The 14,345-nt window shown below is 71.5% G+C and carries 13 protein-coding genes and 1 tRNA gene; 7 read left to right on the top strand and 7 right to left on the bottom strand.

The window, feature by feature from the left end; all coding sequences use genetic code 11:
- Nucleotides 1–80: 80 nt before the first annotated feature.
- The 4 genes from AB0E19_RS18175 to AB0E19_RS18160 form a co-directional block, all read right to left on the bottom strand.
- Nucleotides 81–422: a rhodanese-like domain-containing protein gene (locus AB0E19_RS18175; RefSeq protein ID WP_189944798.1), complete on the bottom strand. Its 342-nt coding sequence runs from the start codon at nucleotides 420–422 to the stop codon at nucleotides 81–83.
- 51 nt (nucleotides 423–473) lie between these two features.
- Nucleotides 474–1,229 carry a hypothetical protein gene (locus AB0E19_RS18170; protein ID WP_362180701.1) on the bottom strand — a complete coding sequence of 252 codons (756 nt, stop codon included), beginning with the start codon at nucleotides 1,227–1,229 and terminating at the stop codon, nucleotides 474–476.
- Nucleotides 1,230–1,545: 316 nt separating this feature from the next.
- Complete coding sequence (locus AB0E19_RS18165) at nucleotides 1,546–2,988, bottom strand: DUF2252 domain-containing protein (protein ID WP_362180539.1); 1,443 nt, start codon at nucleotides 2,986–2,988, stop codon at nucleotides 1,546–1,548.
- Nucleotides 2,989–3,137: 149 nt separating this feature from the next.
- Nucleotides 3,138–4,229: a hypothetical protein gene (locus tag AB0E19_RS18160; RefSeq protein WP_362180536.1), complete on the bottom strand. Its 1,092-nt coding sequence runs from the start codon at nucleotides 4,227–4,229 to the stop codon at nucleotides 3,138–3,140.
- Nucleotides 4,230–4,342: 113 nt separating this feature from the next.
- On the opposite strand from AB0E19_RS18160, the gene AB0E19_RS18155 reads away from it, so the two are divergent.
- Nucleotides 4,343–4,864 (top strand): MarR family winged helix-turn-helix transcriptional regulator, encoded by a 522-nt coding sequence (locus AB0E19_RS18155; protein WP_362180533.1) that lies wholly within the window; start codon nucleotides 4,343–4,345, stop codon nucleotides 4,862–4,864.
- 73 nt (nucleotides 4,865–4,937) lie between these two features.
- On the opposite strand, the gene AB0E19_RS18150 is transcribed toward AB0E19_RS18155, so the two are convergent.
- The 3 genes from AB0E19_RS18150 to AB0E19_RS18140 all read right to left on the bottom strand — a co-directional run bounded on the left by AB0E19_RS18150 (nucleotide 4,938) and on the right by AB0E19_RS18140 (nucleotide 7,732).
- A complete protein-coding gene (locus AB0E19_RS18150) occupies nucleotides 4,938–5,618 on the bottom strand; it encodes a response regulator transcription factor (protein ID WP_362180530.1) in 681 nt (226 codons plus the stop codon).
- Nucleotides 5,619–5,657: 39 nt separating this feature from the next.
- Entirely contained in the window at nucleotides 5,658–7,457 is a 1,800-nt protein-coding gene (locus tag AB0E19_RS18145; protein WP_362180527.1) for a histidine kinase, read from the bottom strand.
- A gap of 188 nt (nucleotides 7,458–7,645) precedes the next feature.
- Nucleotides 7,646–7,732 (bottom strand) — tRNA-Leu (locus tag AB0E19_RS18140).
- Between the two features lie 118 nt (nucleotides 7,733–7,850).
- Here AB0E19_RS18140 and AB0E19_RS18135 point away from each other — a divergent pair.
- The 6 genes from AB0E19_RS18135 to AB0E19_RS18110 all read left to right on the top strand — a co-directional run bounded on the left by AB0E19_RS18135 (nucleotide 7,851) and on the right by AB0E19_RS18110 (nucleotide 14,234).
- Nucleotides 7,851–8,216: a hypothetical protein gene (locus AB0E19_RS18135; RefSeq protein ID WP_362180524.1), complete on the top strand. Its 366-nt coding sequence runs from the start codon at nucleotides 7,851–7,853 to the stop codon at nucleotides 8,214–8,216.
- A gap of 107 nt (nucleotides 8,217–8,323) precedes the next feature.
- The gene (locus tag AB0E19_RS18130) at nucleotides 8,324–9,175 is read left to right on the top strand and encodes a DUF3662 and FHA domain-containing protein (protein WP_362180520.1); all 852 of its coding nucleotides are present in this window, start codon (nucleotides 8,324–8,326) and stop codon (nucleotides 9,173–9,175) included.
- A gap of 10 nt (nucleotides 9,176–9,185) precedes the next feature.
- A complete protein-coding gene (locus tag AB0E19_RS18125; protein WP_360602943.1) occupies nucleotides 9,186–9,713 on the top strand; it encodes an FHA domain-containing protein in 528 nt (175 codons plus the stop codon).
- Between the two features lie 96 nt (nucleotides 9,714–9,809).
- A complete protein-coding gene (locus AB0E19_RS18120) occupies nucleotides 9,810–11,303 on the top strand; it encodes a Stp1/IreP family PP2C-type Ser/Thr phosphatase (protein ID WP_362180515.1) in 1,494 nt (497 codons plus the stop codon).
- 25 nt (nucleotides 11,304–11,328) lie between these two features.
- Nucleotides 11,329–12,771 (top strand): FtsW/RodA/SpoVE family cell cycle protein, encoded by a 1,443-nt coding sequence (locus AB0E19_RS18115; protein ID WP_362180511.1) that lies wholly within the window; start codon nucleotides 11,329–11,331, stop codon nucleotides 12,769–12,771.
- Entirely contained in the window at nucleotides 12,768–14,234 is a 1,467-nt protein-coding gene (locus tag AB0E19_RS18110) for a penicillin-binding transpeptidase domain-containing protein (RefSeq protein ID WP_362180508.1), read from the top strand. The genes AB0E19_RS18115 and AB0E19_RS18110 overlap by 4 nt, the downstream gene beginning before the upstream one ends.
- Nucleotides 14,235–14,345 lie beyond the last annotated feature (111 nt).

Below are 14,345 nucleotides of genomic sequence, written 5' to 3'. Positions count from 1 at the left end.
CACCGACAGAGCCGAGGCACCTCACTCCAGGTGCCTCAGCCGGCCCAGTCGCCCCAGGCGTCCCAGCCGCCTCAGCCTTCTCAGGCGACGAACCCGGGCCCGCCGTCCGCGACCACGGGCCGCCCGGCGCCTTCCCAGGCCACCATCCCGCCGTCCACGTTCACCGCGTCGTAGCCCTGCTGCACCAGGTACTGCGTCACCTGGGCCGACCGGCCGCCGACCCGGCACATCACATAGGCGCGACCGCGCTCGGCGAGCACCTCTCCGACCTCCGCGAACCGGGCCACGAAGTCACTCATCGGCACGTGGACCGCGCCCTCGACCCGGCCGGCCGCCCACTCGTCGTCCTCCCGCACGTCGAGCACCAGGGCATCGGCGGGGACGGACGCGGCGGGCACCGACGGCAGCGGGGCGAAACTCATGGGACGACCTTCTCTCGTATACGGCGGAACCGCCTCGACCTCGAAAAAAACCTACTGCACCAGCGCGGCCAGCTCGGCCTCGCGCTCGGACACCTGACCGCGCAGCTGCTCGGCGATCTCCTCAAGCAGCCGGTCCGGGTCCTCCGGCGCCAGCCGCAGCATGGAGCCGATGGCGCTGTCCTCCAGCTCGCGTGCCAGCGCGGACAGCAGGTCCTTGCGCTGCGCCAGCCACTCGAGGCGCGCGTAGAGCTCCTCGCTCTCGCTGAGCCGCTCCTCGGCCGGCACCGGGCCCGCCTCCCACTCCTCGGCGAGCTCGCGCAGCAGCGCCTCGTCGCCCCGCGCGTAGGCCGCGTTCACGCGGGTGATGAACTCCTCCCGCCGCTTCCGCTCGTCCTCCTCCCGCGCCAGGTCGGGGTGGGCCTTGCGGGCGAGCTCACGGTAGAGCCGCCGCACCTCCTCGCTGGGCCGCACCCGCTGCGGCGGCCGCACCGGCCGCTCGGTCAGCATCGCGGCCGCCTCGGCGGAGAGCCCGTCGGAGTCGATCCAGTCGTCGAAGAGCACCTCGACCCCCGGCAGCGGCAGCACCGCGGCCCGCGCCTCGCGCGCCAGCCGCAGATCCTCCGGATCACCGCTCTTCTCGGCCCGCGCCTCGGCGATCGACGCGTCCAGCTCGTCGAGCCGCGCGTACATCGGCCCCAGCTTCTCGTGATGCAGCCGCGAGAAGTTCTCCACCTCGACCCGGAAGGTCTCGACGGCGATCTCGAACTCGATCAACGCCTGCTCGGCCACCCGAACGGCCCGCTCCAGCCGAGCCTCGGCCCGCTCCTCGGACCCGGCCTCCGCCCCCGACCCCGACCCCGTCTCCGGGTCCGTCTCCGGGTCCCGGTCCGAGCCCGACGCCTGCCGCGGCTCCCCCTGCGCACCCGGCACCGGCTCACGGCCCTGGTCAGGCTCGCGGCCCTGGTCCTGCTCCCGGCCCTGGTCCTGGTCCTCGCTCACGTTCACGCCCGCCCACGTCCTCGTTCCGGCCCGACCCCTCAAGCGTAGGTCCTCACAAGGGGGGGGCCTCCCCCCCCTCCCTCCCCCTCCCTCCCCTCCCCCTCGTTGCCCCCTCCGTCGCCCCTCAGACGCCCAGTTCCGCCGCCATGCGGCCGGTGCGGATCGCCGTGAGCAGGTCGGCGTGGTCCGCGGTGGTGCGGTCGGCGTAGGCGACCGCGAAGGCGGCGACGGCCTCGTCGAACTCCTCGTTCTTGCCGCAGTAGCCGGCTATCAGGCGCGGGTCGGCGCTGTGGGCGTGGGCGCGGGCGAGGAGCGCACCGGTCATGCGGCCGTAGTCGTCGACCTGGTCGGCGGTGAGCGCGGCGGGGTCGACGCTGCCCTTGCGGTTGCGGAACTGGCGCACCTGGAAGGGGCGCCCGTCGACCGTGGTCCAGCCGAGCAGGATGTCGCTTACGACCTGCATGCGCTTCTGCCCGAGGACGACGCGCCGGCCCTCGTGGCCGGGGTCGGGGACGGTGAACCCGGCGGGCAGGTGGGGCAGGAGGACGGACGGCCGGGCTTCCTTCACCTGGAGGACGAGCGGTTCGCCGCGGTGGTCGAGGAGCAGGACGACATAGGAGCGGGTGCCGACGCTGCCGGTGCCGACGACCCGGAAGGCGACGTCGTGGACGGCGTACCGGGCGAGGAGCGGCCGACGGTCCTCGGAGACGGTCTCCAGGTACTCCCCGAGGGCGGCGGTGACGGCCGCGGCCTCGGCGTCGGGCACCCGGCGCAGGACCGGCGGCGCGTCGACGAAGCGGCGTCCGCCGCCGGCGGTCTCGGTGACGGCCTCGGTGGAGCGGGCGGCGAACCGGGCGCTGGTGTTGTTACGGGCCTTGGCGGAGACCCGTTCCAGGGTGCCGAGGAGGTCGCGGGCGTCGGTGTGGGAGACGAGCTCCTCGTCGGGTATCGCGTTCCAGGCGTCGAGGGCGGGGAGCCGGGCGAGGAGCCGCATGGTGCGCCGGTAGGCGCCGACGGTGTCGAAGGCGGCGGCCCGGCAGGTGTCCTCGTCGGCGCCGACGACGCGGCCGGCCAGGACGAGGGAGGTGGCGAGCCGCTTGAGGTCCCATTCCCAGGGGCCGACGACGGTCTCGTCGAAGTCGTTGAGGTCCATCACGAGCCGGCCGCGGGCGTCGCCGTAGAGGCCGAAGTTGGCGGCGTGGGCGTCGCCGCAGAGCTGTGCGGCGACGCCGGTGACGGGGGTGCCGGCGAGGTCGTGGGCCATGAGGCCGGCGGAGCCGCGCAGGAAGGCGAAGGGGTTGGCGGCCATGCGGCCGACGCGGATGGGGGTGAGCTCGGGGACCCGGCCGCGGCTGGACTCCTCGACGGCGCGGACCGCGTCGGGGCGGTCGGCGGGGAGGGTGAGCTCGGCGTGGGAGGCGCGGGGGACGGTGGTGCGCAGTTGCTTGCCGCGCTCCTTGGCGGAGTGCTCCGCGCTGCCGCGCCGTACGAATCCGGGCACGTGCGGGATGCGCTCCGTGTCCGTAACGCCACGCTGTCCGGGCACGACGGCCTGGATCTCGCCCATGGGACGACCTCCCCCGATGACTGGCCGGACAGTGCGTCCGACGACTTCCGGAGCTGACGGTACAGCCGGTCTTGATCGCCCGTCTCCCCCTGTGGACAACTACCTGTGGACAACCATTGAGCAGCAGGTCAGAAGGGTCCGGGAGGGGTTCAGACCGCGATGGCCTCCCCCATTTCCTCCTCCATTTCCTCCTTCGCTTCTTCGCTCCTCTCCTCCTTCTTCGTCTCCTCCTTCGTCTCCTCCTTCGTCTCCGCCTCCAGGGCCGCGGCGTTCCGCGCGGCCTCCGTGCGGCCCGCGAGGGTGACGAGGGCGATTCCGGCGAGGAGCCAGAGGGTGAGGACGAGGAGGTGGCCGCCGAGGGCGTGTCCGTCGAAGTAGACGTGGCTGCGGATGCCCTCGACGAGGCCGGCGCCGTTCCAGAAGGCGTGAAGGGAGCCGAAGAAACCGGGCTGGAGCTCGGGGCGGTAGATGCCGCCGGAGCTCGTGAAGTTGAGCATGACGAAGAGGACCATCACGCCGAGCGTGGTCCAGCGGCGCAGGTAGGTGTGGAGACCGACGCCGATGAGGAGGATGCCGGCGGCGTAGAGCCAGGAGAGTGCCCAGACGCCGGCGAGTCCGTGGTCGACGAGGTGGAAGACGGGGCCGGCGAAGAGGGTGCCGATGAGGCTGACGACGAGGGCGGTGCCGACGGCGAGGAGGCCGCGGATCCGCAGGGGGAGGGCGGCTCCGGCGGCGCCGATGACGGCGACGGAGGCGTAGGCGCCGATGCTCACGGCGACGAGGAGGAAGAAGACGCCCTGGCCGGTGGGGTCGCCGGGGGCGGTGGGGGCGAGGTCGGTGACCTTGAGGGGGGCGTCCTGTCCGGCGGCGACCTCGGTGAAGACCTTCTCGACGGCCATGGCGCTGGTGTCGGAGGAGGCGGAGGCGACGAGGAGTTCGGGGTGGTCGCCGGGGATGTAGGCGCCGTAGCTGTCCTGGTGGAGGAGAGCGTCGGCGGCGGTGGCGCGGTCGGGGACGGTGCGGACGTCGAGGGCGCCGTCGGCCTTGTCGTGGAGGGTCTGGGCGAGGACCTGGGTGGCGGGTCCGGAGCCGACGACGTCGACGCGGAGGTCGTGGGGCTGGGGGGCGTGGAAGGCGCCGAGGTAGGCGAGGCCCATGCCCAGGCACATGAGGAGGGGGGTGAGGAGGTGCCCGAGGACATGCCGCAGGGCGGCGTTGGTGGGGTTCGGTCCTGTGGACACCGTGACCTCCGTAGACAGACAGCCGAGAAGGGATGGTTGGCTTTTACAACCAAAGAACCGTTGTACTATACAACTGAAACCGCACGCCGGGCCAGCTCGCCGAGGGAGCCCCCATGTCCGACGCCCCGACCGAGGCCCCCACCGAGGCCCCCACCGAGGCCCCCACCGCAGGCTCAGCCGCCTCTGACGACGCGACGCGCGAGGCCTCGCTGGACGTCATCCAGCGCGAGCTGACCGCCTTCGCGCGCCGGGCACGGGCCGCCGCGGCCCGCGTCCACCCGGAGATCCCCCTGGTCTCGTACACGCTCCTGTCCCACATCGAGGACCGGCGCGGCTGCCGCGCCACGGATCTCGCGGCGCACTACCTGCTGGACAAGTCGACGGTCAGCCGCCAACTGGCCGGCCTGGAGAAGCTGGGTCTGGTGGAGCGCCGACCCGCCCCCGAGGACCACCGGGTGCAGGTGCTGCACCCGACGGAGGCCGGTCTCGCGGTGCTCGCCACCGCGCAGGCGAACCGTCGCGCCGCCTATCAGGAACGCCTGAAGGACTGGTCCGGCGAGGACCTCGACCGGTTCGCCGGCTATCTGCTCCGCTACAACGCCGCGGGCCCGGCCGGCCTGCCCGACCCCGACTGACCCCGACCGGCCCCGGCTGAGCCCGTCCGGCCCCGTCCGGCCCCGACCGGCCCAGGCCGACCCCGCCAGGCGGCTACAGCCCCGCGTCGCGGGCCAGCAGCGCCGCCTGGACCCGGTTCTCGCACTGGAGTTTGGCGAGGATCCGGCTGACGTAGGTCTTCACGGTCGCCTCGCTCATGTGCAGCCGGCGTCCCGCGTCGGCGTTGGAGAGGCCCTCGCCGAGGACCGCGAGGACCTCGCGCTCCTTCTCGCCGAGCGCGGCGATCCGGCCGCGGGCCTCCTCGGCGCGGGCGGTCTCACGCCCGGAGGCGAGCCGCTCGACGACGTGCCGGGTCGCCGCCGGCGAGAGGTAGGCGTCGCCCGCGGCCGCGGCCCGTACGGCTCCGATCAGTTCGGCGGGGGCGGTGTCCTTCAGCAGGAAGCCGGCGCTGCCGTGCTCCAGTGCCCGCAGCACGTTCTCCCGCTCGCCGAAGGTCGTCAGGATGATCACCCGGGCCGCCGGTGCGGCCCTGCGCAGCTCCGGGAGGGCGGAGAGGCCGTCGAGGACCGGCATCTGGATGTCGAGCAGGACGACGTCGGCGGCGTGCGCCCGGGCCGCGTCGACGGCCTCGCGGCCGTTCGCCGCCTCCGCGACCACGTGGATGTCCGGATCGGAGTTGAGGATCATCCGGATTCCCGCCCTGATCAGCGGCTCGTCGTCGGCGACCACGACCCTGACGGCCCGTCCGGACCGTCCCGTCCGCTCTGACAGCACTGCGCCTCCCCCAACGCTTCGGTACGGGCCGCCGAGGCGCTACTGCCTCACGACGTACGACTTCTTCTCGATCAGCTTGCCGTCCTTGAAGCAGAACCGGAAAACGGGCTCCTCCTCGAAGGCCTCGCCCATCTCGGTGGAGAGCACGACGAGGCACTCGGCGCCCTCCGGTCTGGCGGGCCCGCCCTTGCCGGTGACGCCGAGCACGCCGAGGGAGCCGGCGTCGGGGAGCGAGGACCGGACGTCGTCCTCGGCCGTACCGACCACGATCGACTCGTACCTCTCGGGCGTGACCATGGAGTCCTGGAAGGATCCGACGAGGTGGTAGAGGCCGAAGCCGGCGGCCACGAGCAGGACGACGAGCGCCGCGAAGGCGATGCCGCAGCCGAGCGCGATCGACGCCCCGGTGCTCCGCGTCTTGCCTCCGTGCAGCGCCATCGCCAACTCCCGTTCCGTGAAGGTCCAGTCGGGTTCTCCGGCCGGTACTGAACGACCCTTCCTTCCGAAGGGCTTCGTCGACTGCTGCCGGAAGTCGTCGGCCGCATCGACGAAAGGCGCCGATTCGCCGGTCGGCGCGGAGCCGTACGGCAGCATCCCCGCGACCCGGAATCCACCGCCGTCGGCGGGGCCCGCGTGGCACATGCCGCCGACGAGCCGGGCGCGTTCCTCCAGTCCGGCCAGTCCCTGGCCGCCGCTGACGACGCCCTTCGCGGGGCCGGCGGCCGGCTCCTCGTTGAAGATCTCGACGACGAACGTGTCGGGCTCGTAGCGCAGTTCGACGCTGATCGGGGCGCCCGGCGCGTACTTGTAGGCGTTGGTGAGCGCCTCCTGCGCCATGCGGTACGCGGCGTGCCCCGCGGCCGGCTCCAGGGGCCGCTCGTCGCCGATCCGCCGCAGCTCCACGCGGGTCCCGGCGGCGCGCGCCGAGGCGACGAGCCCTTCGATGCCGGCGATCCCCCGGGCCGCCCGCCCGCTCTCGTCCCCGGCGGCCACCGGCCCGGTGTCGGGGTCGGGGGCCTCGGTGCCGTCCCGGAGTATGCCGACGACCTCCCGCAGTTCGTGCATGGCGGTCACGGACGCGTTCCGGAGCACGCCGACGACCTCGCGCTGCCGCTCGTTCAGCTCGCGGTCCACCTCCAGGGCGCCGGTGTGCACGGCGATCAGGGCGAGTTGGTGGCCGAGGCTGTCGTGCATGTCCTGGGCGATGCGCTGCCGCTCCCGCAGCCGGGCGTTCCGCCCGATCATCGCCCGCTCGCTGACCAGCCGTACGTTGCGCTCCTGGAGCGCGTGGAGGAGGGTCCGGCGCTGGGCCCAGTAGCGGTGGGCGAGTCCGGGCGCGAGCGTGGTCCCCAGGTAGTAGAGGGTCGCCATGAACGCGAGGGTCAGCAGCCGCTGCTTGTCCCAGCCGACGAGCAGGGTGGCGCCGACGTTGAGGACGTAGGCGGCGATGTACGCGTGCAGGGCCCGGCCGACTCCGGCGATGTGACCGCCGGCGGACCAGCCGAGGACGAGCAGCAGCGGGCCGAGGCCGGGGACGACGGGAGCGAACCCGGCGGTGACGACGAGCACACTGGCGGGGAACCGGCGGCGCAGCAGCGACAGCACGGCCGCGGCGAACGCGACCCCGGCGAGCTGGGCGCCCTCGCCGCCGAGCAGTTCCTCGGTGCCGGCGGCGAGCAGCGCGACGACGGCGGTGAGGGCCGCCTCCCCGACGGTCCTGCGCGGCGACCATTCCCCGGCGGGCACGAGCCATCTCCACGCGGCGGCCACCCTGGCCCCGATCCCGATCCCGATCCCGGCCTCCGGCTTCGCCGCCGTCCCCACCCTCGTCGCTTCCACGCCGGCACCCTAAACAGCGCGGGCGGGCCGGAGCGTCCCTCTTTCGTCGCGACCCCGAACGACGAAAGACGAGGCGTCACCTCCACCGCGTCCGTGCCGATGCCCGTGCCGATGTCCGTATCGATGTCCGCGTCCGTGCCCGGACAACGCGGAAGCCCCGTAGGTCTGGGACCTACGGGGCTTCCGTCTGGTGCGCGAGGGGGGAGTTGAACCCCCACGCCCTTTCGGGCACTGGAACCTGAATCCAGCGCGTCTGCCTATTCCGCCACCCGCGCATTGGGTGGTCTCCCGGTCTCTCACCTTTCGGTGCGAGCGCCTGGCGACATCTGAAGATTAGCACGTCGCAGACGGTGGATTCACATCCGTTGTTTCGGCCCCCCTCGGGCCGAACAGATGGAGAGGGAGGAGGAGGGAGAGACCCCGACGCCCCCACCGCGGAGACGGAGCGACGAAGACGGAGCGACGAAGCGGACGAAGCGAGGAACCGGAGACGGCGACAGCGACGGCGACAGCGACAGCGACAGCGAGGCCACCCACGAAGAGAAGAAGGAGACCGGGAGAAGAAGGAGAGAAGGGACACAGGGGAGAGAGCGGAGAGAAAGGGGAGAGAGGGGAGAGACAGGGGAGAAGCGGGAGGTTGCGGCGCCGACGGCCCCGTCCTGCGGGACGGCTCACCTCCTCCGCCCCTCCTGTCGGACAGTCTCGTGCGGGACACTGTCCACAGGCCCCCTCTACGATCCCTGGGGGGAGGGCCTGTGAGAGGTGACACTCGTCCACAGGGCAGAGAAGGGGAACCAGCCGATTTCCCGACGCGTGGATACGATCAGTAAGCAGTACCAGGACGGCAACGACGGAGGAGGTGCCCCATGGGAGTCCTGAAGCGTTTCGAGCAGCGTCTCGAAGGTCTGGTCAACGGCACCTTCGCCAAGGTGTTCAAGTCCGAGGTCCAGCCGGTCGAGATCGCCGGCGCGCTCCAGCGCGAGTGCGACAACAACGCGCAGATCTGGAACCGCGAGCGGACCGTCGTCCCCAACGACTTCATCGTGGAGCTCAGCGCGCCCGACTACGAGCGCCTGAGCCCCTACTCGGGACAGCTGGGCGACGAGCTCGCCGGGCTGGTCCGTGACTACGCCAAGCAGCAGCGGTACACCTTCATGGGACCGATCAAGGTCCACCTGGAGAAGGCCGACGACCTCGACACCGGTCTGTACCGGGTGCGCAGCCGTACGCTCGCGTCGAGCACGTCCCAGCCGCAGCCGCACCCGGGGCAGCAGCCCCAGCAGCAGCCCCGCCCGCACCAGGGGCAGGGCGGCTACGGGTACCCGCCGCAGGGTGCCCCGCCCGGCGCGCCGCCGATGCCCGCCTCGCCGCCCCCCGGCGGCGCGGGTCACCGGCCCGCGGCCGGCGGCGGCCGTCCCGCGGCACCCGGTGGCGCCCAGGTGCGCCGCTGGATCGAGATCAACGGCAACCGCCACCAGATCTCGCGCCCGACCCTGGTCCTCGGCCGCAGCACCGACGCGGACGTGAGGATCGACGATCCCGGCGTCTCCCGCCGGCACTGCGAGATCCGGACCGGAACGCCCTCGACGATCCAGGATCTCGGATCCACCAACGGCATCGTGGTGGACGGGCAGCACACCACCCGCGCTACGCTCCGCGACGGCTCGCGGATCGTCGTGGGCAGCACCACCATCGTTTACCGGCAAGCCGAAGGGTGAAGCGGGGGCAATGTCAGAGCTGACCCTGACGGTCATGCGGTTGGGTTTCCTGGCCGTTCTGTGGCTGTTCGTCATCGTGGCCGTCCAGGTCATCCGCAGTGACCTCTTCGGCACGCGGGTGACCCAGCGCGGTTCGCGCCGCCAGGAGGCGCGCACCCAGCAGAGCGGGCGCCAGGCCGCTCCGCCGCCGCAGCGCGGCCAGCAGCAGGCGCCGCCGTCCGGCGGTGGCCGGTCGCGGCGCGGCGCCCCGACGAAGCTGGTCGTCTCCGAGGGCACCCTCACGGGCACCACCGTCGCCCTGCAGGGCCAGACGATCACCCTGGGCCGGGCGCACGACTCGACGATCGTGCTGGACGACGACTACGCGTCCAGCCGGCACGCCCGGATCTACCCCGACCGGGACGGCCAGTGGATCGTCGAGGACCTCGGGTCCACGAACGGCACGTACCTCGACCGGAGCCGCCTCACCACCGCGACGCCGATCCCGCTGGGGGCGCCGATCCGCATCGGCAAGACCGTCATCGAGCTGCGGAAGTAGTACGACAATGAGCGAGCTGACCGGAGCGACCGGAGGGTGGGCAGTGTGGGTCGAGACCGGCTGTACCCCGATGCAGCGGCGACAGGGCAGGTGGGCATGAGTCTCTCCCTGCGATTCGCCGCGGGCTCGCACAAGGGCATGATCCGCGAGGGCAACGAGGACTCCGGCTACGCCGGTCCGCGTCTCCTCGCGATCGCCGACGGCATGGGCGGCCAGGCCGCCGGCGAGGTCGCCTCCTCCGAGGTGATCTCCACGCTCGTCGTCCTCGACGACGACATCCCCGGCTCCGACATCCTCACCTCGCTCGGTACGGCGGTGCAGCGCGCCAACGACCAGCTCCGGATGATGGTCGAGGAGGACCCGCAGCTGGAGGGCATGGGCACCACGCTCACCGCCCTGCTGTGGACCGGTCAGCGCCTCGGCCTCGTGCACGTCGGCGACTCCCGCGCGTACCTGCTGCGCGACGGCGTCCTCACTCAGATCACCCAGGACCACACCTGGGTCCAGCGGCTCGTCGACGAGGGCCGGATCACCGAGGAGGAGGCCACCACCCACCCGCAGCGCTCGCTCCTGATGCGCGCGCTCGGCAGTGGCGACCACGTCGAGCCCGACCTCTCCATCCGTGAGGTCCGTGCCGGCGACCGGTACCTGATCTGCTCCGACGGCCTGTCCGGCGTGGTGTCCCACCAGACGCTGGAGGACACCCTCGCCAGCTACCAGGGCCCGCAGGAGACCGTGCAGGAGCTGATCCAGCTCGCGCTGCGCGGCGGCGGCCCCGACAACATCACGGTGATCGTCGCCGACGTCCTCGACGTCGACGGCGGCGACACCCTCGCCGGCCACCTCAGCGACACCCCGGTCGTCGTCGGCGCGGTCGCCGAGAACCAGCAGCAGCTGAACGACGGCGGCGCGATGCAGACCCCGGCCGGCCGCGCCTCCGGGCTCGGCCGCCCCGCCCCGCACCACCAGCCGCCCGCCGGCGGCTTCGGCCCGCCCGGCAGCGGCGACGACCACGGCTACGGCGGACCGCCGCACGGCGCCTTCGACTCGTACAGCGAGGACGACTTCGTCAAGCCTCGGCGCAAGCGGCGGTGGATCGGGCGCACCCTGATCCTCGTCCTCGCCCTCGGCGTCCTCGCCGGCGGCGCGTACGGCGGCTGGCGCTGGACCCAGACCCAGTACTACGTGGGCTCCAACGACGAGCACGTGGCGCTGTACCGGGGCATCAGCCAGGACCTCGCGTGGGTGAAGCTCTCGGAGGTCGAGAAGGACCACCCCGAGATCGAACTCAAGTACCTCCCCGCCTACCAGCGGAAGCAGGTCGAGGACACCATCGCGGGCGGCAGCCTCGCCAAGGCCCAGACGAAGATCTCCGAGCTGTCCGTGCAGGCCTCGGCCTGCAAGAAGACCGAAGAGCGCCGCGTGGCCAAGGAGAAGGCCGACAAGGAGAAGGCCGCCGCCGAGGCCGAGAAGCCGGCCGACGGCGCGGACGCCAAGCCCGGAGCCCAGCCCACCGCGGCCGCGCCGAGCCCCGGCCCGACCCTCACCGCCGAGGAGCAGAAGCTGGCCTCGAACTGCGGCAAGCAGTAAGACCCGTAGGGGGCCTTTCACCACCATGAGCGTTGTCACCAACACGACCACCATCGGCGCGATCGAGGCGCCGAGCCGCCGCAACACCGAGCTGGCGCTCCTCGGCTTCGCCGTCGCCATCCCGGTGTTCGCGTACCTGAACGTGGGGCTCGCGCTGGACGGCGAGGTCCCCGCGGGCATGCTCGGGTACGGGCTCGGCCTCGCGCTCCTCGCGACCGTCGCCCACCTCGTCGTACGCAAGTGGGCGCCGTACGCGGACCCGCTGCTGCTGCCGCTGGCGACCCTGCTCAACGGCATGGGGCTGGTGCTGATCTGGCGGCTCGACCAGTCGCCGCGGCTGATCGACCTGGCGAAGCGCCAGTACGGGGCGTTCAGCGCGTCCGCACCGAACCAGATGATGTACTCCGCGATCGGCATCGCCATGTTCGTGGGTGTGCTGCTGATCCTCAAGGACCACCGTGTCCTGCAGCGCTACACGTACATCTCCATGGTCGTGGCGCTCCTGCTGCTCCTGCTGCCGCTCGTCCCCGGCCTCGGCACCGACGTCTTCGGCGCCAAGATCTGGATCCGCATCGGCGGCTTCTCCATCCAGCCCGGTGAGTTCGCCAAGCTCGTCCTCGCCGTGTTCTTCTCCGGCTACCTGATGGTGAAGCGGGACGCGCTGGCGCTGGCCAGCCGCCGCTTCATGGGCCTGTACCTGCCGCGCGGCCGTGACCTCGGCCCGATCCTGACGATCTGGGCGGTCAGCCTCCTCATCCTGGTCTTCGAGAACGACCTCGGTACGTCGCTGCTGTTCTTCGGCATGTTCGTGATCATGCTGTACGTGGCCACCGAGCGGACCAGCTGGATCGTCATGGGTCTGCTGATGGCCGTCGCGGGAGCGGTGGCCGTCGGCTCCACGGCCGGCCACGTGCAGTCCCGCGTGGCGGCCTGGCTCGACCCCTTCGAGTGCCTCAAGACGGCGCCCGAGGGTTCGAACATGGCGTACGCCTGCGACCAGATGACCCAGGTCCTCATGTCCTTCGGCTCGGGCGGCATCCTCGGCACCGGTCTCGGCCAGGGCAACTCCGACCTGATCCAGTTCGCCGCCAACTCCGACTTCATCTTCGCCACCGTCGGCGAGGAGCTCGGCCTGGCCGGCGTCATGGTCTTCCTGCTGATCTACGGCCTGATCATCGAGCGCGGCATCCGCACCGCCCTCGCCGCCCGCGACCCGTTCGGCAAGCTGCTCGCAATGGGCCTGTCCGGCGCCTTCGCGCTGCAGGTGTTCGTCGTCGCCGGCGGTGTGATGGGCCTCATCCCGCTCACCGGTATGACGATGCCGTTCCTCGCGTACGGCGGTTCGTCCGTGATCGCCAACTGGGCCCTGATCGGCATCCTGATCCGGATCAGCGACACCGCGCGCCGTCCCGCGCCCGCCCCCGCTCCGAACCCCGACGCCGAGATGACCCAGGTGGTCCGTCCGTGAACAAGCCGCTGCGCCGGGTCGCGATCTTCTGCGGCCTGCTCGTCCTCGCCCTGCTCCTGCGCGACAACTGGCTCCAGTTCGTCCGCGCCGACGAGCTGAACGCGCACCCGAAGAACCGCCGGGTCCAGATCGAGCGCTACTCGAACGAGCGGGGCAACATCATCGTCGACGGAAAGCCGATCACCGGCTCCGTCGACTCCGGGGACGAGTACTTCACGTACAAGCGGACCTACGTCGACGGCCCCATGTGGGCCCCCGTCACCGGGTACGCCTCCCAGGCGTACGACGCCAACCAGATCGAGAAGATCGAGGACGGCATCCTCACCGGCAACGACGACCGGCTCTTCTTCGACCGCACCCTGTCGATGTTCACCGGGGAGAAGAAGAAGGGCGGCGACGTCGTCACCACCCTCAACGGCGCCGCGCAGAAGGCCGCCTTCGAAGGCCTGGGGAAGAACACCGGCGCCGTCGTCGCGATCGAGCCGTCGACCGGCAAGATCCTCGCGCTGGCGTCCACCCCCTCGTACGACCCGTCGTCCTTCGCCGGCTACTCGGGCACGGACGAGAAGGCCTGGGTCGCGCTGGAGAAGGACAAGAACAAGCCGAAGCAGAACCGCGCCCTGCGCGAGATCTACCCCCCCGGCTCCGTCTTCAAGGTCGTGACCGCCGCCGCCGCGCTGGAGGCCGGCAAGGTCAAGGACATCGACGCGGCGACCGACACCCCCGAGGGCTGGAAGATCCCGCTCTCCACGCTGCCGATGAAGAACCACTCGGGCGGCTGTGCCAACGCCAGCCTCAACGAGGCCCTGCGGATCTCCTGCAACTCGGTCTTCGCCAAGCTCGGCGACGACGTCGGCCGCGACAAGATGGTGGAGACGGCCGAGAAGTTCGGCTTCAACGCCGAGCAGTTCACCCCGGTCCGTTCCTCCGCCTCGGTCTACGACAAGAACGCCGACCGCGGTGGCAACGCGCTCTCCTCCATCGGCCAGTTCAACACCGCGACGACCCCGCTCCAGATGGCGATGGTCACGGCGGCGATCGCGAACGACGGCAAGCTGATGAAGCCGTACATGATCGACCAGCTGCGCGCCCCGAACCTGGACGTGATCAAGCAGAACGAGCCGGAGGAGATGAGCCAGCCGGTCTCCCCGGAGAACGCCCAGAAGCTCCAGGCGATGATGGAGAACGTCGTCTCGAACGGCACCGGCAGCAAGGCCGACCTGAAGATGGACGGCGTGAAGGTCGGCGGCAAGACCGGTACCGCGCAGCACGGCGAGAAGAACGCCAAGCGGCCGTACGCCTGGTTCATCTCGTACGCCAAGACCGACCAGGGCTCCCCGGTCGCCGTCGCCGTGATCGTCGAGGACGCCAAGGGCCTCGGCCGTGAGGACATCAGCGGTGGCGGTCTCGCCGCACCGATCGCGAAGGCGGTCATGAAGGCGGTTCTGAAGAGCCGCGGCTGATCTTGCGAAGGGCCGGTGCCCGCCAGGTACCGGTCAGGTATCAGCTGCCCTCCGCGCGCGGTCCGGCTCTTCGGGGCCGGTACCGTATGCGCGGACAGCACACACCGCCGG

It is taken from the genome of Streptomyces sp. NPDC047974, from assembly GCF_040653375.1.
GTDB lineage: Bacteria > Actinomycetota > Actinomycetes > Streptomycetales > Streptomycetaceae > Streptomyces.
The sequence above is the reverse complement of the archived record's forward strand: the minus strand, read 5'-3'. Positions and strand labels throughout refer to the sequence as shown.

Coding starts and splice junctions, on each gene's coding strand:
- AB0E19_RS18135 (WP_362180524.1), top strand. CDS start 7,851: ATGGAGAGGGAGGAGGAGGGAGAGACCCCGACGCCCCCACCGCGGAGA.
- AB0E19_RS18165 (WP_362180539.1), bottom strand. CDS start 2,988: ATGGGCGAGATCCAGGCCGTCGTGCCCGGACAGCGTGGCGTTACGGAC.
- AB0E19_RS18115 (WP_362180511.1), top strand. CDS start 11,329: ATGAGCGTTGTCACCAACACGACCACCATCGGCGCGATCGAGGCGCCG.
- AB0E19_RS18125 (WP_360602943.1), top strand. CDS start 9,186: ATGTCAGAGCTGACCCTGACGGTCATGCGGTTGGGTTTCCTGGCCGTT.
- AB0E19_RS18130 (WP_362180520.1), top strand. CDS start 8,324: ATGGGAGTCCTGAAGCGTTTCGAGCAGCGTCTCGAAGGTCTGGTCAAC.
- AB0E19_RS18120 (WP_362180515.1), top strand. CDS start 9,810: ATGAGTCTCTCCCTGCGATTCGCCGCGGGCTCGCACAAGGGCATGATC.
- AB0E19_RS18175 (WP_189944798.1), bottom strand. CDS start 422: ATGAGTTTCGCCCCGCTGCCGTCGGTGCCCGCCGCGTCCGTCCCCGCC.
- AB0E19_RS18155 (WP_362180533.1), top strand. CDS start 4,343: ATGTCCGACGCCCCGACCGAGGCCCCCACCGAGGCCCCCACCGAGGCC.